Raw genomic sequence first — 18,163 nt, 5'->3', positions numbered from 1 at the left:
TGCCGGTCCGGGGTCATTGTCCCGGGCCGGCTATGGGCAGAAGAGATCGTTGCTGAGCCCGAACATCATGAAACCGAGGACGATCACGAGGCCGACGGAGACCGCGAAGTTCAGCACGCGTTCGGGCAGCGGACGTCCGGTCAGCGCCTCGAACGCATAGAAGACCAGATGCCCGCCATCGAGCATCGGAACCGGAAAGAGGTTGATGAGGCCGATCGCGGTCGACAGGGCGGCGATGTACCAGATGAAATCGACAGGGCCGAGCGAAACCGCATGGGCCGACGTCTCGGCGATCGTAATAGCGCCCCGGACATTGCAGCTTGAAATCGCCCCCGTCACCACATTGCCAAGTGTCGAGAGCGAGGTCTTGGCGACGAACCAGCCCTGCCTTGCGGCGGTCGACACTGCTTCCCACGGGCCCGTAGCGCGGGTCGCTGGCGCAAAGAAGAAATCGCCCCCGATACCGATCAGGTAGCGGGTCTCGAACCCGCCGCCCTCCGCAGGCACGTCGGTGATCTTGGGGGTCAGCGCTATGTCGAGGCGCTGTCCGTCCCGCCAGACGCCGAGTTTCATGGCCGCGCCCGCGCCTTCCTTGACGCGCGGCCCGATCTCGTCGAACGTGCTGATCGAAGCGCCGTTGATCGTTTCGATCACGTCGCCCGGCTTCAGCCCCGCCGCCGCTGCCGCAGTCCCCGGCGACACGTTTGAGATGCGCGGCGGATAGAGCGCGGGGCCGTTCACCGTGATCGTCGCGCCGTCCCGCTTGACCTCGTAGGTCAGGCGCGCTTCACGCGACACCGCGTCCGCAGCGGCATTCAGCGCGTTCCAGTCGGCGACCGGCTTTCCGTTGACCGACACGATCTCGTCGCCCGGCCGCAGATCGCCCGCGCCGCCGGGCAGCGCATAAAGCTCCGCAATGACCGGCTGTTCCTTCGGTATGCCCGTTGCCAGCAGCAGCCCCGCGCCAAGAAGAATCGTCAGCGCGAAATTGAAAAACGGCCCTGCCGCGACCGTCGCGGCCCGCGCCCAAAGGGGGGCGCCGTGCATCGTATGGCGCATCTCTTCGGCGGAAAGCTTCGACACCACCTCGCCATCGGTCCCTGCCGAAGCCGCATTGGCATCGCCGAGAAACTTCACGTAGCCGCCCAGCGGGATTGCCGCCACCTGCCAGCGGGTGCCGCGCTTGTCCATCCGGCTCAACAGCACCTTGCCGAAGCCGATGGAAAATACCTCGGCATGAATGCCGGTCAGGCGACCGACGATGTAATGGCCATATTCATGCACAGCGACGATGATCGACAGCGCGACGATGAAGGCCGCGACATTCAGCGCGACATTGCCGAAGCTTGGGATCAGGCCGACTGCGTCCACGTCATGTCCTTCCGGTCTTGTCGACGACTGCCCGCGCCACGCGGCGCGCTTCGCCGTCGCCTTCCAGTATCATATCGAGGCTGAGGGCGCCTTTGCCAAGGGCTCCCTGCCCCGCCATCCGGTCGAGAACCGTCTCGACGACCCCCGCCATGTCGAGAAAGCCGATCCGGCCCACGATGAAGGCGTCAAGCGCGACTTCCTTCGCCGCATTGAAGGCCGCCCCCGCCAGCCCACCCGTCTCCATCACCTCGCGCGCCAGCCGCAGCGCCGGATAGCGCGCCGGATCGGGGGCACGGAAGGTCAGGCTGCCGACCGCGGCAAGGTCCAGCCGCTCGACCGGCAGATGCACCCGGTCGGGCCAGTTCAGCGCATAACCGATGGCATGGCGCATGTCCGGCGCACCCAGATGGCCGATCATGCCGCCGTCGCGGAAGCCAACAAGCGCATGGACAAGGCTTTCGGGATGGACGAGCACCTCGATCTTCTCTGGCGCAATGCCGAAAAACTCGTGCGTCTCGATCAGTTCCAGCGCCTTGTTGAACATCGACGCGCTGTCGATGGTGATGCGCTGGCCCATCGCCCAGTTCGGATGGGTCGAGGCCTCGGCCACGGTCGCCTGCGCCAGCCTTTCAAGCGGCCAGTCGCGGAAGGCGCCGCCCGAGGCGGTGATGATGATCCGCTCGACCGAATGCATGTCTTCGGACAAAAGCGCCTGGAAGATCGCCGAATGCTCGCTGTCGACCGGCAGGATGCGTGCGCCACTCTCGCGCGCCGTCTGCATGATCAGCGGTCCGGCGGTGACAAGGCTTTCCTTGTTGGCGAGCGCGAGCGTCGCACCCCGCTTGAGCGCCCGGAACCCGGGTACCAGCGCCGCCGCGCCAACGATGCCCGACATGACCCAGTCAGCAGGCCGGTCGGCGGCCTCGGCCAGCGCCTGCGACCCCGCCGCCGCCTCGATGCCGCTGCCGGCGAGTGCTTCGCGCAGCGCGGGCAGGCACTCGTCATAAGCGGTGACGGCAATCTCCGCATCAAGCGCGCGCGCCTGTTCGGCCAGCCGCGCCACATTGCGCCCGCCGGTCAGGGCACGGGTCCGATAGGCCTCAGGCCCCCCCTGCCGCATCAAAAGATCGAAGGTGCTCTCGCCAATCGACCCCGTGGCGCCGAAGACGGTGACGGACCGCATCGCTCAGCCCTCGAAGACCGGCACCGGCAGGCGCACGAGCTCCCAGACAAGCACGAAGACCGCAGCACCGATCAGCGCGTCGAACCGGTCGAGCAGCCCGCCGTGGCCGGGGATGAGGTTGGAACTGTCCTTCACCCCCGCCCGCCGCTTGATCGCGCTTTCGGCGATGTCGCCCATCTGCGCCGCGAAGGCAGTGAGGGCCGAGAAGGGAACGAGCACCAGCGGATGGCTGAACCAGGCCGCGAAACCGAGGCCCACGAGCGCCGCACCGAACCAGCCCGCCGCGGTCCCCGACCAGGTCTTCTTCGGCGAGACACGCGGCCAGAATTTCGGCCCGCCGATCATCCGTCCACCGAAATAGCCAAGGATGTCGGAGGCAATGACGATCAGCACCAGCCAGGCCGCGAAGGCAAGCCCGTAGCCCTCGCGGAATGCCACGAACGCATAGACCGCGAGCATGATCAGGAAACCGTAGATCGCATAGACCAGCCGGTCCTTGCGCGGGACCGCTAGACCGATGATCGACGGCAGCGCCAGCGTCGCCAGCCAGTAGGGCCCATGTTCGAAAAGGATGACCGCCATCGACAGGGCCGCCAGAAGACCAACGAGAAGCGCCTGCGTCGGCCGGTCCGGCGCGGTCAGGCGCGCCAGCTCCCAAAGCCCGAGGCCCGCTGCCGCGATAGCGAGCAGCGCGAGCGGCCAGCCCCCCGCAGCCACCGCCGCGAGGCCGACGGCCGACACGATCAGGCCCGACAGGACGCGGACTTTGAGGTCAGCCCATTTTGAGGGCTCGCTCATGCGCTGACGACACCGCCGAAGCGCCGCTCGCGGCGGGAAAAGCGGTCGATGATCGCCGCCAGTTCCTCTGGCGTGAAATCGGGCCAGAGGGTCGGCGTGAATTCATACTCGGCATAGGCCGATTGCCACAGAAGGAAATTCGAGGTCCGCGTCTCGCCCGAGGTGCGGATGATCAGGTCGGGGTCGGGCATGTCGGCGGTATCGAGCCGCGCGGCCAGCGCGTCTTCTCCGGCCTCTTCCGGCTTCAGCCGCCCCGCCGCCACATCCTCGGCCAGCTTCTTGGCCGCCCGCGCAATCTCGTCCCTGCCGCCGTAGTTGATCGCGACCGTCAGCGTCAGCCGCTCGCAGTCACGCGTCTTGGCCTCGATCCCCGCCATCAGCTCCTGGATCACCGGATCGAGCCGGTCGCGCGAACCGATGAACCGCACCCTGACCCCCGCCTCGCGCAGCTTTTCCGCCTCGTTGCGGATATAGCGGGCGAAAAGCGCCATGAGGCCCAGGACCTCTTCGGTAGACCGTTTCCAGTTCTCGGTCGAGAAGGCGAAGATGGTCAGATGCTTGATGCCAAGCCCCGGCGCCGCCCGCACGATGGCGCGCACCTTGTTGGCGCCGCGCCGGTGACCGACAAGGCGCGGCCAGCCCCGGCTCGTGGCCCAGCGGCCGTTGCCATCCATGATGATGGCCACGTGGCTTGCCGTGCGCGTCGTGATGTCCTTGGCCGCCATTCCGCCTGCGCGTGCCCTTCTGCCCAGCCTTGCCCGTCTGCCCCGCCAGGTCCGCCCGACAGGGTCAGACCTGCATGATCTCCGCCTGCTTGGCCTCCAGCGTCTTGTCCACGGTGGCGATGGCCTTGTCGGTCAGTTCCTGCACTTCGTCGTGCCACATCTTCTGGTCGTCCTCGGGCATGCCTGCGCCCTTGGCCTTCTTGATCTGGTCCATGCCGTCGCGGCGCACATTGCGGATCGCGACGCGCGCATGTTCGGCATATTGCGCCGCGACCTTGGTCAGCTCGCGGCGGCGCTCCTCGTTCAGCTCGGGGATCGGCAGCATGATGATCGTGCCGTTGAGCTGAGGGTTGATGCCAAGGCCGCTTTCGCGGATCGCCTTCTCGACCTTGCCGACCATGCCCTTGTCCCAGACATTGATCGTGACCATGCGCGGTTCCGGCACGTTCACCGTGCCAAGCTGGTTGATCGGCGTCATCTGGCCATAGGCATCGACATGGATCGGTTCCACCATCGAGGCCGAGGCCCGCCCGGTGCGCAGCGACGAGAACTCGTGGCGAAGGGCGGCAATGGCGCCGTCCATGCGGCGGTCGAGGTCGTCGATGTCAATTTCGATATCGTCGGACATGGGTCTTTCCGGGTCGTGTCTTTGGGTTTCTATAGGCGAGATGGGCGGTTCTGTATAGGGCCGGAGCGTGTTGCACCGGACCCCTCCTCGGGCGCTTCGCTTCTCGTCGGGCGGCCCGACGAGCGGCCGCAGGCCGACGAGGAGGCCCGCCTGCGGCGCAGATCGCCGCGTCAGTCCTTGACGATCGTGTAGGTGCCCCGGCCCGACAGGATGCCGCGGAAGCCGCCCGGTTCGTCCAGCGAGAAGACCACGATCGGCAGGCTGTTGTCGCGGGCAAGCGCGATCGCCGAAGCATCCATCACGCCCAGATGCTTCTGCAGCACCTCGTCATAGGTCACATGGTCATAGCGCTTGGCGTCGGCGTGCTTCTTGGGGTCCTTGTCATAGACCCCGTCGACCTTGGTGCCCTTGAAGATCGCCTCGCAGCCCATTTCGTTGGCGCGCAATGTCGCCGCCGTATCGGTGGTGAAATAGGGATTGCCGGTCCCGGCGGCAAAGATGCAGACCCGTTTCTTTTCGAGGTGGCGCACGGCACGGCGGCGGATATAGGGCTCGCACACCTGATCCATCGGAATGGCCGAGATCACGCGGGTGAAGACCCCGAGGCTTTCGAGCGCCGCCTGCATGGCCAGCGCGTTCATCACCGTGGCCAGCATCCCCATATAGTCTGCGGTCGTCCGCTCCATCCCCTGGGCCGAGCCCTGCAGGCCGCGGAAGATATTGCCGCCGCCGATCACCATGCAGATCTCGACGCCGAGATCATGGACCGATTTCACTTCATTCGCGATCCGCTGGACGGTCGGCGGATGCAGGCCGAAGCCCTGGTCGCCCATCAGCGCCTCGCCGGAGATTTTCAGAAGGACACGTTTGTAGGTTACGGTGGGTTCTGTCGCCCCGGTCATATGCTCTCTCATAATCTGATTTGCGGGCCGTCGCCGATGCCCCAGAACCGGGCCCTTGTCACTGGCGCGCAAAATGACGGAAAACGGCACGAGGTTCAACGGCAGATCGCGGCCGAGAACACGACAGATTGCGTATAATGGGGGCAAGCGGGACAAATTATGGATGACCTGTCCGGCATTCCCGGCGACCTGCCGCCCGAAAGACCGGTCGTCATCGCCGGTCCGACCGCCAGCGGCAAGTCGGCGCTGGCGCTCGCCATCGCGCGCCGTCAGGGCCGCACGATCATCAACGCCGACGCGCTTCAGGTCTGGTCCTGCTGGCGCCTCCTGTCCGCCCGCCCCAGCCCGGCAGAGGAGGCGGAGGCGCCGCACCGGCTGTTCGGCCATCTGGAGCCGGGCGCAGACTATTCCGTCGGCCACTGGCTGCGCGAGGTCGAGGGGCTTCTGTCCTCCGACCCTGCCCCGGTGATCGTCGGGGGCACCGGCCTTTATCTGACCGCGCTGATCGAGGGGCTGGCCGACATAGCGCCGACGCCCGCGCCCGTCCGGGCCGAGGCCGACCGCCGGATGGCGACCGAAGGCGCCGAGGCGCTGCTGGCCGAGCTCGACCCCGAAACCGCGCGAAGGATCGACCGGCAGAACCCCGCCCGCATCCAGCGCGCCTGGGAGGTCCTGCGCGCCACCGGGCGCGGCCTCGCCGCCTGGCAGGCGGAGACCGGCCCGGCCCTTCTGCCCCCCGGATCGGCCACGCTCCTCAGGCTCGACTGCGACCGCGACTGGCTTGCCGAGCGCATCGACACAAGATTCGAGCGGATGATCGCCGAGGGCGCGCTGGAGGAAGTCCGGGCCGTCCTGCCCGTCTGGGACCCGACGGCGCTCTGGGCCAAGGCCATCGGCGCGCCGGAGCTGATCGACTACCTGCGGGGGGTGACCCCGCTTGCAGACGCAATATCTGCCGCCAAGGCCCAAAGCCGTCAATATGCCAAGCGGCAGCGCACCTGGCTCCGCCGCCGGATGGCGGGCTGGCAAGCGGTCCGCGCGGGGTGAGTCTTTTCGGCATCGCTTCGCCGATCTCCTTGAATCGTCCGGATTTTTCTTGGCCGAACGCCCGGCTTCCCGTATTTAGGTCCGGTGCCTCCCAAGAATGCGGAGGCCCGTATGATCAAGAGTGTGAAATCAGGACGCGGACCCGACCTTGGCCAAGCTTTTCTCTGCCACACCGCTTTCCCAGTTCTCCGACCCGGTCGCCGCGCAGGCGCCAGCGCCGCGCGCCAGACGCCGGGTAGCCGAGGTTCCCAGGGCCGCCCCCGCGACGCTGCGCCTGGTGCCGATCGCGCGGCTCGCGCAGGGCGGGCGCTGGCGGGTCGAGGCGATGCGCTCTTACAGCGAACCCTTGCTTCTTTGGTTCACGCGCGGCCAGGGCCGGATCACCATCGGCGGCGTCACCCGCGGCTACGGCGCCCATAATGCGATCTACATCCCCGCTGGCGTCATGCACGGGTTTGAACTGGGCGCCCAGTCCTCGGGCACCGCGCTGTTCTTCGGCGAGGATCACGGGCTCGACCTGCCCGAAGACCCGCTGCATCTGCGCATCCGCGATGTCGGGCCGCAGGCGGAGCTGTCCGGAATCATCGAGAATATCCAGCGCGAGCTCGACAGCACCCGCCCGGCCAAAGAACGTGCCGCCCGCCATCACCTCGGCCTTCTGTCGGTCTGGCTGGAACGGCAGGCGGACCTCTCGGCCGATGCCGCCCGCGAACCGGACGCTGCGCGCCGAATCGCCCGCGCCTATTCCGATCTTCTGGAACGCAATTTCCGCTCGGGCCTTGGCGTGGCCGACTTCGCGCGCAAACTTGGCGTCACGCCCACCCATCTCAGCCGCGTCTGCAAGAAGACCTGCGGACGGCCGGCCTCGGACCTGTTGCACGACCGGCTGATCTTCGAGGCGCGCAGGTTGCTGACCGAAACCCGCGTTCCGATCCGCGATATCGCCGAGACGCTTGGCTTCACCTCGCCCGCCTACTTCACCCGCGCCTTCCAGCACCGGACAGGCAAGACGCCTTCAGGCTTCCGCAAGGGATCGTGAGGCGCGCCACTCCACCCACGCCGATTTCCGCAATGACGGAAAAAATCGCCCGATGCGTGGCAAATCGGCTGAAGGCGACACAAAGCGTCGCATTTGCACGTTGACGTGTCGTCAAAAAGGGTGCGCAATACGCGTGCGAACATCACTTTAACGTCGCGTGAACCCGCCGCCAGACGCGGGTCATACGTGTGCACAGACTTGGTCCATCGCACAGGGAGAAAACAGATGACCGAACATACCGCGCCGGAAAAACTTCATCCGGCCGTCGAAACTTTTGCCCGCGACTATCAGGACGGCAAGATCAGCCGCCGCGAATTCCTGGCCCAGACCACGGGCATCGGCCTGTCGGCCGTCGCCGCCTACGGCCTCCTCGGCCTTGCCGCGCCCGAAGCGCGCGCCCAGGAACCGGTCATGGGCGGAACGCTGCGCTTCCAGATGGACACCAAGGCAAGCAAATACCCGCCGACCTGGGACTGGTCGGAACTTGCCAACTTCGGCCGTGGCTGGCTCGACTACATGGTCGAGTACAACAATGACGGCAGTCTGCGCGGCATGCTGATCGAAAGCTGGACCGCCAACGACAACGCGACCGAATACACGCTGAACGTCCGTCAGGGCGTGACCTGGAACAACGGCGACGCCTTCACCGCCGACGATGTGGTGCGCGTGATCACCGACTGGTGCGACGCCAATGTCGAAGGCAATTCGATGGCGGCGCGCATGGGCGGCCTGGTCAATCCCGACACCAAGAAAGCCGCCGACGGCGCCATCACCAAGGTCGACGACCATACGGTGAAGCTGACTCTGCCCGCGCCCGACATCACCATCATCGTCGGCATGGCCGACTACCCGGCCGCCGTCTATCATTCTTCGCTCGCCCAGGGCGATCCGGTCGCCAATCCGATCGGCACCGGTCCCTACCTTCCCGAGACGAACGAGGTCGGCGTGAAGCAGGTGCTGGCGCGCAACCCCAACCACACCTGGTGGGGCACGGCGGTCTATGGCGGCCCCTACCTCGACCGGATCGAATATATCGACCTTGGCACCGACCCGGCCGCCCATCAGGCCGCGATCGAAGCCGACGAGATTGATGCGGTCCATCGCACCGAAGGCGATTTCGTTTCGGTCTTCGACAGCCTTGGCTGGTCCAAGTCCGAGGCGATCACCGCAGCGACGCTTGCGGTACGTTTCAACCAGCTGTCCGACATCTACAAGGATGTGAAGGTCCGCAAGGGCCTGCAGACGATGGTCAACAATGCGACCGTCCTCGAACTCGGCTACAACAACCTCGGAAAGGTGGCGGAAAACCACCACGTCTGCCCGATCCACCCGGAATATGCCCAGCTCGATCCGCTCGTCGTCGATCCGGCGGCAGGCAAGGCGATGATCGAGGAAGCGGGCCATGGCGCGACCGAGTTCGAGCTGATCTCGCTCGACGATGGCTGGCAGGCGGCGACCTGCGATGCCGTCGCCGCGCAGATCCGCGACGCGGGCGTCAACATCAAGCGCACGATCCTGCCGGGCTCGACCTTCTGGAACGACTGGCTGAAATATCCGTTCTCGGCCACCGAATGGAACATGCGTCCGCTCGGCGTCCAGATCATGGCGCTTGCCTACAAGTCGGGCGTCGCCTGGAACGAGACCGCCTTTGCCAACGCCGACTTCGACGCGGCGCTTGACGAGGCCCTCGGCATCGCCGACGCCGACAAGCGGCGCGAGGTCATGGCGCGGATCGAGAAGATCATGCAGGACGAGGGTGTGGTCATCCAGCCCTTCTGGCGTGCGATCTACCGCCACGCCCGCCCGTCCGTCCATGGCATCGACGCGCACGCGACCTTCGAGCATCACCACTACAAGTGGTGGATGGACGCCGCGTAAGCTCGAATCCGGGGCGCGGCTCCCGCCGCGCCCCACGACCAAGAACAGACCCCGCACACTCCGGGGTCGAAACCGGGCCTGACACACAGGCCCGTCCCGGGGGGGAGTATATGCTCAAGTTTCTGGTCCGTCGTGTTGCGACGATGATCTTTACGGCATTGTGCGTCACATTCGTGGTGTTCTACCTGACCAACCTGCCGCCGAACCTCGAAAAGGTCGCGAAATCCGAAGCCGGGTCGCGCATCTCGGACGAGGAGGTCGCCTCCTGGCTGGAAAAGAACGGCCATGCGCAGCCGCTGCTGAAGCGCTACGGTGAGTGGCTGGGCGTGATGCCGGGCTGGACGCGCACCGACGACGCGGGCACCGTCACCGGCCGCTGCATCCGCAAGGGCGAAGATCCCGCGACCACCCGGACCTATTGCGGAATCCTTCAGGGCGACTGGGGCCAGTCGACCGTGTTCAAGAGCGATGTGTCCAAAATCCTCGCGACGCGGCTCTCCCTGACCGGCATTCTGATGTTCTGGGTCATGGTCACGATGGTGCCGCTCTCGCTCCTGATCGGTGTTCTGGCGGGCATGCGCGAAGGCTCGAAGCTCGACCGCTCGCTCTCGACCTTCTCGATCGCCTCGACCGCGACGCCGGAATATGTCTCGGGCGTGATCCTGATCGTCGTCTTTGCGTCCAAGCTCGTGGGGCTCCAATGGTTCAAGGGCACCGCCAACAGCGCGATGGACGGGATCACGTTCGAAAACTTCGCCCTGCCCGTCGCGACCATCGTCCTTTACGGCACCGGCTATATCGCCCGCATGACCCGCGCCTCGATGACCGAGGTGATGACCGCGCAATATATCCGCACCGCGCGCCTGAAGGGCGTGAGCTTTGCCAATGTCGTGATGAAGCACGCGCTTAGGAACGCGCTGATCGCGCCCTTCACGGTGATCATGCTGCAATTCCCCTGGCTTCTGAACGGCGTCGTCATCGTCGAGACCTTGTTCAACTACAAGGGCTTCGGCTGGACGCTCGTGTCAGCCGCCGGGAACAACGACATCCAGCTCCTCCTCGGCTGCTCGGTCGTCGCCGTCCTCGTCGTTCTCGTCACCCAGCTGATTTCCGACATCGGCTATGTCTTCCTAAATCCCCGCATCAGGATCAGCTGAGATGGAAAGTGCCATGGAACCGCTTGCCTGGGGCGCCATCCTCGCCTCCGTCCTTCGCCTCTTCCTGCCGGTCTGGATCGCGCTCGTCGCAACCTTCGCGCTGTCGATCGTCTTCAAGCGCCGCCTCGGCCTTTACGGAAAGCTCTTCGATTCGACCGTCGGCATGATCGGCTTCGGCTTCGTGATGTTCTGGGTCTTCACCGCGCTCTTCGCGCCGCTGATCGAAACCCGCGACGTCCTCAGCCAGATCAGCCAGATGAAGAACGTGTTGCCAGGTACGCCGATCCCCGACGGATCGGGTCACTATCTCTTCGGCGGCGACAACCTCGGGCGCGATGTCTTCTCGCGCATGGTCGCGGGCAGCCGCATCGTCATCCAGATCGCGCCCTTGGCCACCATGTTCGCTTTCATGGTGGGCGTAACACTCGGCCTGCCTGCGGGCTACTACGGCGGCGTCTTCGACACCGGGCTTTCGTTCCTGGCAAACCTCGTCCTCGCCTTCCCGGTCATTCTGCTCTTCTACCTTCTCGTGACGCCCGAGATAGTCGAGACCGGCCTGCCGCAATATATCGCGGTCGTGTTGTTCATCCTGCCGCTCCTGTTCCTCGTTCTGCTGATCAACTCGCGCTATTACGTGACGCCGGGCTTCCGCAACATCGTGATCGCGGTCGTGCTGGTGATCGGCGGCTGGGCCTATCTCAGCCTCGTCAGCGAAGCCGGAACAAAGATCGCGGTCCTGCCGCAAGCGCTCGACATCATCCATGTGCCGGCGAACATCCTGATCGTCTTCGTCTCGGTCGTCTTCGTCAACGCGCCCACCGTCTTCCGCATCGTCCGGGGCATCGTCCTCGACATCAAGACGCGCGATTATGTCTCCGCCGCCCAGACGCGGGGCGAACGGCCCTGGTACATCATGCTGTGGGAAATCCTCCCCAATGCGCGCGGGCCGCTCATCGTGGATTTCTGCCTCCGGATCGGTTACACTACGATCCTCCTCGGCACGCTCGGCTTCTTCGGCCTTGGCCTCAGCCCCGAAAGCCCCGACTGGGGCTCGACCATCAACGCCGGCCGCAAGCTCCTCACCATCGCGCCCTGGCCCGCGCTCGTACCCGCCATCGCGCTGATGAGCCTCGTCCTCGGCCTCAATCTTCTCGCCGACGGCCTGCGTGAGGAAAGCCTGAAAGACTAGGGAAGAGAGGCCCCTGCCCCTCTTCCGTTTCGAAATATCCCGGGGGTCCGGGGGCAGAGCCCCCGGCCTCCCCGCCAGAACCAGACCCGGGAGCCGATCATGACCGCCACCAAATGGGACCCGTCGCAGCCGATCCTCGAGATCGACCATCTGTCGATCTCCTTCTTCACGCGACTGCGCGAAATACCCGCCGTGATGGATTTCTCCTGCAAGGTGATGGCGGGCGAGGCGATGGGGCTGGTGGGCGAGTCTGGCTGCGGCAAGTCGACCGTCGCGCTCGCCGTGATGCGCGACCTTGGCAAGAACGGAAAGATCGTCGGCGGCACGATCAAGTTCAAGGGCCGCGATCTGACAACCATGAGCGACGAGGAGCTGCGCCACATCCGCGGCAAGGAAATCGCCATGATCTATCAGGAGCCGATGGCCTCGCTGAACCCGGCGATGAAGATCGGCAAGCAACTGATGGAAGTGCCGATGATCCATGAAGGCGTCTCGGCCGACGAGGCGCGCAAGCGCGCGCTCGAGGTGGTGCGCGACGTGCGCCTGCCCGACCCCGAACGCATTCTCAACTCCTTCCCCCACCAGCTGTCGGGCGGCCAGCAGCAGCGCATCGTCATCGCCATGGCGCTGATGTCGAAGCCTTCGCTTCTGATTCTCGACGAACCGACGACGGCGCTTGACGTCACGGTCGAGGCCGCCGTCGTCGATCTGGTGAAGGATTTGGGCGAGAAATACGGCACCTCGATGCTCTTCATCAGCCACAACCTCGGGCTGGTGCTCGAGGTCTGCGACCGGCTTTGCGTGATGTATTCCGGCGAGGCGGTCGAGACCGGCTCGATCGTCGATGTCTTCAACAAGATGCAGCACCCCTATACGCAGGCGCTTTTCCGTTCGATCCCGCTGCCGGGCGCTGACAAGAACGCCCGGCCGCTCGTCGCGATCCCGGGCAACTTCCCCCTGCCTCACGAGCGGCCCAAGGGCTGCAACTTCGGCCCGCGCTGTTCCTATTTCAAGGCGGGTCTGTGCGATGCGGGCGAGATTCCGATGATCGCGGTCGCGGGCGACGACCGCCACGACACCCGCTGCGTCAGAGTGCGCGACATCGACTGGGCGGCGAAGCCAAAGGCCAGGGCCGGCGCCGCAAAGGCGGCAGTCGGTCGCGTCGTCCTGAAGATGGACGATGTGAAGAAATACTACGAGGTTTCCTCCGGCATGTTCGGCGGCGGACTGAAGAAAGTGGTGAAGGCCAACGAAACCCTGAGCTTCGAAGCGCGCGAGGGCGAGACGCTCGCCATCGTCGGCGAATCGGGTTGCGGCAAGTCGACCTTCGCCAAGGTGCTGATGGGGCTCGAGACCGCGACCGATGGTAAGATCATGCTCTATGATCGCGATATCCAGAACACGCCGATCGAGAAGCGGTCCACTGAAACCGTGTCTGGCGTGCAGATGGTGTTCCAGAATCCGTTCGACACGCTCAACCCGTCGATGACCGTGGGGCGCCAGATCATCCGCGCACTCGAGATCTTCGGCGAGGGCGCGAACGATACCGAACGGCGTGACCGGATGCTGGAGCTCCTGGACCTGGTGAAACTGCCGCGCGCCTTTGCAGACCGGATGCCACGGCAACTGTCGGGCGGCCAGAAGCAGCGTGTGGGCATCGCGCGTGCCTTCGCGGGCGGCGCCAAAGTCGTGGTCGCGGATGAACCCGTCTCGGCGCTCGATGTCTCGGTACAGGCCGCGGTCACCGACCTCCTGATGGAAATCCAGCGCAAGAACAGGACGACGCTCCTCTTCATCTCGCACGACCTATCGATCGTGCGCTATCTCTCGGACCGGGTGATGGTGATGTATCTCGGCCATGTGGTCGAGATCGGCTCGACCGACCAGGTGTTCTCGCCCCCCTACCATCCCTATACCGAGGCGCTTCTGTCGGCGGTGCCCATCGCCGATACGCATGTGACCAAGAAGCATATCGTGCTGGAAGGCGAGATACCGTCGGCGATGAACCCGCCGCCCGGTTGCCCGTTCCAGACCCGCTGCCGCTGGAAGTCGAAGGTGGCGGGCGGACTTTGCGAGAAAGAGGTCCCGCCGATGCGCAAGCTGGCCGCCGGGCACGAGATCAAGTGCCATCTGCCCGAGGCGGAACTTGCCAGCATGGAGCCGGTCATTCAGATTGCGGCAGAATAAGGGCGGGATCGGGGCAAAAAATATTGACCCCGTTCGAAATGCGCGTTTCACTTAACCGGAAAGAAACCATGTTGGTTTCTGATCGGGGCTATGAAACGCATGACCGCATATCAACATTCCCGCTCGGTCGCTGAAAGCGCCGTCGCCGGTGCCGCCCGGCTCGTGCTGATGGGCCTCACCTCATCGACATTGTACATCATCTCGGGCTTCTATCTCTCCAGCTACTGGATGCCGTGACCCTCAACGCGGCAGCAGCGAACGCCCGTCCTTGAACAGATGCACCTTGTCGGGTGCCACCGACAGCGCCAGACTCCGGTGACGAAGTCCCGCATGGATGCCAGGCAGCTTGGCGATGACCGGGGCCTCACCGTCTTCAGCCTTGCAATAGAGCAGCGTTACCTCGCCCAAGGCTTCGGTAATCTCGACCTCGCCGTGGTAGGCGGCCTCCCCCTCAGCCGGGGTGAAATGCTCGGGACGAATGCCCACCCTTACCTTCGCGCCCTTCAGGCCCGGCCCCGTCGGCACCGAAGACCACACCAGACCGCCGCCCGCCAGCCGCACTTCGGTCACCGAACCGGTGGCGGTCACCTCTCCGTCCAGAAGGTTCATCGCGGGCGAGCCGATGAATTGTGCGACGAATTCATTCTCGGGCCGCTCGTACAGGTCCAGCGGCGAGCCGACCTGCGCGATGCCGCCCCCGTTCAGCACGACGATCCGGCTGGCCAGCGTCATCGCCTCGACCTGATCATGGGTGACGTAGATCATCGTCGATTCGGGCATCTGTTCCTTCAGTTGCGCGATCTCGATCCGGGTGGCGACCCTGAGCGCGGCATCGAGGTTCGAAAGCGGCTCATCGAAGAGATAGACCTTCGGGTCGCGCACGATCGCCCGTCCGATCGCCACCCGCTGGCGTTGGCCGCCCGACAGGGCTTTGGGCAGGCGGTCCAGATAGGGCGTCAGCTGCAGGATGCGCGCGGCCTTCTCGATGGCGGCATCGACCTCCGCCTTCGGTTTCTTCGCGATCTTCAGCGCAAAGGCCATGTTGTCGCGCACCGTCATGTGGGGATAGAGCGCATAGGACTGGAACACCATGGCAATGCCGCGCTGCGAGGCGGGCACCTCGTTCATCCGGACGCCGTCGATTTCCAGTGTACCGCCGCTGATCGTCTCCAGCCCCGCGATCATCCGCAGAAGCGTGGATTTGCCGCAGCCCGAGGGGCCGACGAAGACGATAAGCTCACCGCGCTTTATATCGAGGTCGATGTCCTTCAGCACATGGACATCGCCATAGCTTTTCGCGACCGAGGCCAGTTTCAGATCGGCCATCTCTATTCCCCCACCAGAATTGCCGCACCCCAGGGACCGAGATCGACCGCCCCCCGCACATTGACCGTCGCCGCCTGCGCCGAAAGGTTGACCGCGACGAAGAGGCGCTGCCCTTCGTGCGAGCGCTCGAAGCACAGAACATCGCCCTCGGCCCGCATGGCCGACTGGGCGCCTTTGGCCAGAACCGGATGCGCCCGCCGGAAAGCGAGCATCTTGCGGTAGTGCTGCAACAGCCCGTCCTCCGCGCCCTCTGCCGCATCGACGGCACGCGCGAGGTGGTCGGCGGGCACCGGGAGCCAGGGCTTGCCGCTGGTAAAGCCACCCGTGCCATTGTCGCGCTGCCAGACCATCGGCGTGCGGCAGCCGTCGCGGCCTTTGAATTCCGGCCAGAATTCCTTGCCGTAAGGGTCTTGCAAATCGTCGAAGCCGATGTCGGCCTCGCTGAGGCCCAATTCCTCGCCCTGATACAGACAGACCGAGCCGCGCAGGCACATGAGAAGCGTCAGATAAGTCTTTGCCGCCTCGTCGGAAAGCTGCCAGCGCGAGATATGGCGCGGCATGTCATGGTTGGAATAGGCCCAGCAGGGCCAGGCGTCGGGCACCGTCTCTTCCAGCCGGGCAAAGATCGCGGCGACGTCGGCGGCCCGCAGCCGCTCGCGGGCGAGGAAATCGAAGGAATAGCACATCTGCATCCGGTCATTGCCGGATGTATATTCCCCCATGATCTCCAGCCCCCGCTGGGCATCGCCGACCTCGCCCACAGCCGCCGCGCCGTAGGAGTCCATCAGCCTGCGAAATTTCTTCAGGAATTCAATATTTTCCGGCTGGTTCTTCGAGTAGAGGTGGTCTTGCCAGTTATAGGGATTGACCAGGGGCGCGATGGAATCGTTGCGCGCCTCGGCGGGCAGCGCCGGATTGTCGCGCAGAAGCCGGTCATGGAAGTAGAAGTTGATCGTGTCGAGCCGGAACCCGTCCACCCCGCGTTCCAGCCAAAAGCGCGCGACGTCCAGAAGCGCCGCCTGCACATCCGGGTTGTGGAAGTTCAGGTCGGGCTGGGAGGAGAGGAAGTTATGCAGGTAATATTGCATCCGCCCGCCGTGCCAGGCCCAGGCGGAACCACCAAAGACCGATAGCCAGTTGTTCGGCACCGTCCCGTCGGGCCTCGGGTCCGCCCAGACATACCAGTCGGCCTTCTCGCCTTTCCGCCCGGTGCGGCTTTCCTGAAACCACGGATGCTGATCAGACGTATGCGACAGCACGAGGTCGATCATCACCCGGAGGCCAAGTTCGTGCGCCCGCGTCACCAGCGCATCGAAATCGGCCAACGTGCCGAACATCGGATCGACATCGCGGTAATCCGACACGTCATAGCCGAAATCCTTCATCGGCGAGGTGAAGAAGGGCGAAATCCAGATCGCGTCGACGCCAAGCCCCGCCACATAGTCGAGCCGCCGGGTGATCCCCGTCAGATCGCCGATCCCGTCGCCGTTCGTATCCTGAAAGCTGCGGGGATAGATCTGATAGATCACCGCACCGCGCCACCAGTCGGCGTCACCGGGAAGCTGGCGGTTCACCGCCTGAGTCATCATGGTCATGCAAGCCTCACTTGACCGAGCCGGCCAGGAGGCCGCGCACGAGATATTTCTGAAGGGCGAAGAAAACGAGGATCGGCACCGCGATCGAGACGAAGGCCGAAGCCGCAAGGATCTCCCAATCGCCGCCGCGGGAGCCCAGAAGGTTCACCAGCCGCCCGGTCAGCACCAGCTTGTCGTCCTGCGGACCGAGGAAGACCAGCGCCACCAGAAGGTCGTTCCAGGTCCAGAGGAACTGGAAAATCGCGAAACTGGCGAGCGCGGGGAAGGACAGGGGCAGCACGATGCGGGTGAAGATCTGGAAATCGGTCGCGCCATCGACGCGGGCGCTTTCCATGATCTCCTTCGGCAGGCCGACCATGTAATTGCGCAGAAGATAGATGGCGAGCGGCAGGCCGAAGCCGGTGTGCGCAAGCCAGATGCCGATATAGCTTTTCGGGTCGAACCCCATCGCCTGTCCCGCCGCATTGTAGATGCGCAGCAAAGGGATGAGCGACATCTGCAGCGGCACGACCAGGAGGCCTACGATAGCCGCGATCAAAAGCGCGCGGCCGGGAAACTGCATCCAGCTGAGCGCATAGGCCGCGAAAGCGGCGATCAGGATCGGGATCACGGTCGAAGGGATGGCGACGGTTGCCGAATTCAGGAACGACCGGCCAAGCCCCTCGGCGAAGAGGACCGCACGGTAGTTGTCGAATGTGAAGCTGGGCGGCGTGGTCGCGGTGAAGAAGATGCGCTGGCCCCGCTTGTCCTTGAAGCTTTCGGGGCCGGAAAGGGTAAAGCTGCCATCCTCCGCCACCGTCAGGCTCTCGCCGTCGCCCAGATCGGCGGTCTCCCCCGCCGCGAAAGCATCGGGCGCCTTCGAGGAGATGCCGAAGGCCGTCACATGCCCGCTCGTGCCCACAAAGACCGATCCGGTCAGGGTGAAACGCCCCGCTTCCTCGACCTCTCCCTCGCCTTCAGGTGCGCGGAACATGTCGTTGCGCGTGGCCGAGCCGAGCGCCGTCCACCAGCCGGATACGGCGATCTGGTCCTTGTCACGAAAGGAAGTGACGAAAAGCCCGAAGGTCGGCAGCGTCCAGAGCACAACGAACAGCACGACCGACAGATGAACGGCCCAGCGGTAGGGATTGTTGGCCAT

General features: G+C 64.9%; 16 protein-coding genes. 7 read left to right on the top strand and 9 right to left on the bottom strand.

The features are described 5' to 3' along the window. Positions 1-30: 30 nt before the first annotated feature. The 6 genes from rseP to pyrH form a co-directional block, all read right to left on the bottom strand. Complete coding sequence (rseP, locus tag P0645_RS03145) at positions 31-1,371, bottom strand: RIP metalloprotease RseP (RefSeq protein ID WP_284163100.1); 1,341 nt, start codon at positions 1,369-1,371, stop codon at positions 31-33. Position 1,372: 1 nt separating this feature from the next. Continuing rightward, on the bottom strand, positions 1,373-2,554 hold the full coding sequence (gene dxr / locus P0645_RS03140; RefSeq protein WP_284163099.1) for a 1-deoxy-D-xylulose-5-phosphate reductoisomerase: 1,182 nt from the start codon (positions 2,552-2,554) through the stop codon (positions 1,373-1,375). A 3-nt stretch (positions 2,555-2,557) separates the two neighbouring features. After that, on the bottom strand, positions 2,558-3,352 hold the full coding sequence (locus tag P0645_RS03135) for a phosphatidate cytidylyltransferase (RefSeq protein ID WP_284163098.1): 795 nt from the start codon (positions 3,350-3,352) through the stop codon (positions 2,558-2,560). Beyond that, a complete protein-coding gene (uppS, locus tag P0645_RS03130; protein WP_284163097.1) occupies positions 3,349-4,077 on the bottom strand; it encodes a polyprenyl diphosphate synthase in 729 nt (242 codons plus the stop codon). Before uppS ends, P0645_RS03135 begins: the two co-directional genes overlap by 4 nt. Before the next feature lie 64 nt (positions 4,078-4,141). After that, on the bottom strand, positions 4,142-4,705 hold the full coding sequence (gene frr, locus P0645_RS03125) for a ribosome recycling factor (protein ID WP_284163096.1): 564 nt from the start codon (positions 4,703-4,705) through the stop codon (positions 4,142-4,144). Positions 4,706-4,875: 170 nt separating this feature from the next. After that, positions 4,876-5,607 (bottom strand): UMP kinase, encoded by a 732-nt coding sequence (pyrH, locus tag P0645_RS03120; RefSeq protein WP_267631938.1) that lies wholly within the window; start codon positions 5,605-5,607, stop codon positions 4,876-4,878. 159 nt (positions 5,608-5,766) lie between these two features. Here pyrH and miaA point away from each other — a divergent pair, with 159 nt between their 5' ends. The 7 genes from miaA (at position 5,767) to P0645_RS03085 (ending at position 14,341) form a co-directional block, all read left to right on the top strand. Further along, positions 5,767-6,654, top strand: coding sequence for a tRNA (adenosine(37)-N6)-dimethylallyltransferase MiaA (gene miaA / locus P0645_RS03115; protein ID WP_284163095.1), 888 nt, complete (start codon positions 5,767-5,769; stop codon positions 6,652-6,654). Between the two features lie 148 nt (positions 6,655-6,802). Continuing rightward, entirely contained in the window at positions 6,803-7,693 is an 891-nt protein-coding gene (locus tag P0645_RS03110; RefSeq protein WP_284163094.1) for an AraC family transcriptional regulator, read from the top strand. A gap of 225 nt (positions 7,694-7,918) precedes the next feature. Further along, the gene (locus tag P0645_RS03105; protein WP_284163093.1) at positions 7,919-9,571 is read left to right on the top strand and encodes an ABC transporter substrate-binding protein; all 1,653 of its coding nucleotides are present in this window, start codon (positions 7,919-7,921) and stop codon (positions 9,569-9,571) included. A 110-nt stretch (positions 9,572-9,681) separates the two neighbouring features. Continuing rightward, on the top strand, positions 9,682-10,728 hold the full coding sequence (locus P0645_RS03100) for an ABC transporter permease (protein ID WP_284163092.1): 1,047 nt from the start codon (positions 9,682-9,684) through the stop codon (positions 10,726-10,728). 13 nt (positions 10,729-10,741) lie between these two features. Next, positions 10,742-11,917 (top strand): ABC transporter permease, encoded by a 1,176-nt coding sequence (locus P0645_RS03095; protein WP_284163091.1) that lies wholly within the window; start codon positions 10,742-10,744, stop codon positions 11,915-11,917. 99 nt (positions 11,918-12,016) lie between these two features. Then, positions 12,017-14,104: a dipeptide ABC transporter ATP-binding protein gene (locus tag P0645_RS03090; RefSeq protein ID WP_284163090.1), complete on the top strand. Its 2,088-nt coding sequence runs from the start codon at positions 12,017-12,019 to the stop codon at positions 14,102-14,104. A gap of 99 nt (positions 14,105-14,203) precedes the next feature. Then, a complete protein-coding gene (locus tag P0645_RS03085; RefSeq protein ID WP_284163089.1) occupies positions 14,204-14,341 on the top strand; it encodes a hypothetical protein in 138 nt (45 codons plus the stop codon). Positions 14,342-14,344: 3 nt separating this feature from the next. On the opposite strand, the gene P0645_RS03080 is transcribed toward P0645_RS03085, so the two are convergent. Genes P0645_RS03080 through P0645_RS03070 form a run of 3 tightly spaced genes read right to left on the bottom strand, consistent with a single transcriptional unit; the run spans position 14,345 to position 18,163 of the window. After that, complete coding sequence (locus P0645_RS03080; protein WP_284163088.1) at positions 14,345-15,430, bottom strand: ABC transporter ATP-binding protein; 1,086 nt, start codon at positions 15,428-15,430, stop codon at positions 14,345-14,347. 2 nt (positions 15,431-15,432) lie between these two features. Then, positions 15,433-17,016, bottom strand: coding sequence for an alpha-amylase family glycosyl hydrolase (locus P0645_RS03075; RefSeq protein WP_284163366.1), 1,584 nt, complete (start codon positions 17,014-17,016; stop codon positions 15,433-15,435). Between the two features lie 16 nt (positions 17,017-17,032). After that, positions 17,033-18,163 (bottom strand): carbohydrate ABC transporter permease, encoded by a 1,131-nt coding sequence (locus tag P0645_RS03070; RefSeq protein WP_284163087.1) that lies wholly within the window; start codon positions 18,161-18,163, stop codon positions 17,033-17,035.

It is taken from the genome of Frigidibacter sp. SD6-1 (genome assembly GCF_030143255.1).
Lineage (GTDB): Bacteria > Pseudomonadota > Alphaproteobacteria > Rhodobacterales > Rhodobacteraceae > TMP-24.
This window is presented reverse-complemented; position numbering and strand designations above follow the sequence as displayed.

Bases quoted from the DNA above. Each gene is read 5' to 3' on its own strand.
- P0645_RS03100 (WP_284163092.1), top strand. From the start codon at position 9,682: ATGCTCAAGTTTCTGGTCCGTCGTGTTGCGACGATGATCTTTACGGCA.
- dxr (WP_284163099.1), bottom strand. From the start codon at position 2,554: ATGCGGTCCGTCACCGTCTTCGGCGCCACGGGGTCGATTGGCGAGAGC.
- uppS (WP_284163097.1), bottom strand. From the start codon at position 4,077: ATGGCGGCCAAGGACATCACGACGCGCACGGCAAGCCACGTGGCCATC.
- P0645_RS03070 (WP_284163087.1), bottom strand. From the start codon at position 18,163: ATGGCCAACAATCCCTACCGCTGGGCCGTTCATCTGTCGGTCGTGCTG.
- P0645_RS03080 (WP_284163088.1), bottom strand. From the start codon at position 15,430: ATGGCCGATCTGAAACTGGCCTCGGTCGCGAAAAGCTATGGCGATGTC.
- P0645_RS03090 (WP_284163090.1), top strand. From the start codon at position 12,017: ATGACCGCCACCAAATGGGACCCGTCGCAGCCGATCCTCGAGATCGAC.
- pyrH (WP_267631938.1), bottom strand. From the start codon at position 5,607: ATGACCGGGGCGACAGAACCCACCGTAACCTACAAACGTGTCCTTCTG.
- frr (WP_284163096.1), bottom strand. From the start codon at position 4,705: ATGTCCGACGATATCGAAATTGACATCGACGACCTCGACCGCCGCATG.
- P0645_RS03105 (WP_284163093.1), top strand. From the start codon at position 7,919: ATGACCGAACATACCGCGCCGGAAAAACTTCATCCGGCCGTCGAAACT.
- P0645_RS03135 (WP_284163098.1), bottom strand. From the start codon at position 3,352: ATGAGCGAGCCCTCAAAATGGGCTGACCTCAAAGTCCGCGTCCTGTCG.
- miaA (WP_284163095.1), top strand. From the start codon at position 5,767: ATGGATGACCTGTCCGGCATTCCCGGCGACCTGCCGCCCGAAAGACCG.
- P0645_RS03075 (WP_284163366.1), bottom strand. From the start codon at position 17,016: ATGACTCAGGCGGTGAACCGCCAGCTTCCCGGTGACGCCGACTGGTGG.
- P0645_RS03095 (WP_284163091.1), top strand. From the start codon at position 10,742: ATGGAACCGCTTGCCTGGGGCGCCATCCTCGCCTCCGTCCTTCGCCTC.
- P0645_RS03085 (WP_284163089.1), top strand. From the start codon at position 14,204: ATGACCGCATATCAACATTCCCGCTCGGTCGCTGAAAGCGCCGTCGCC.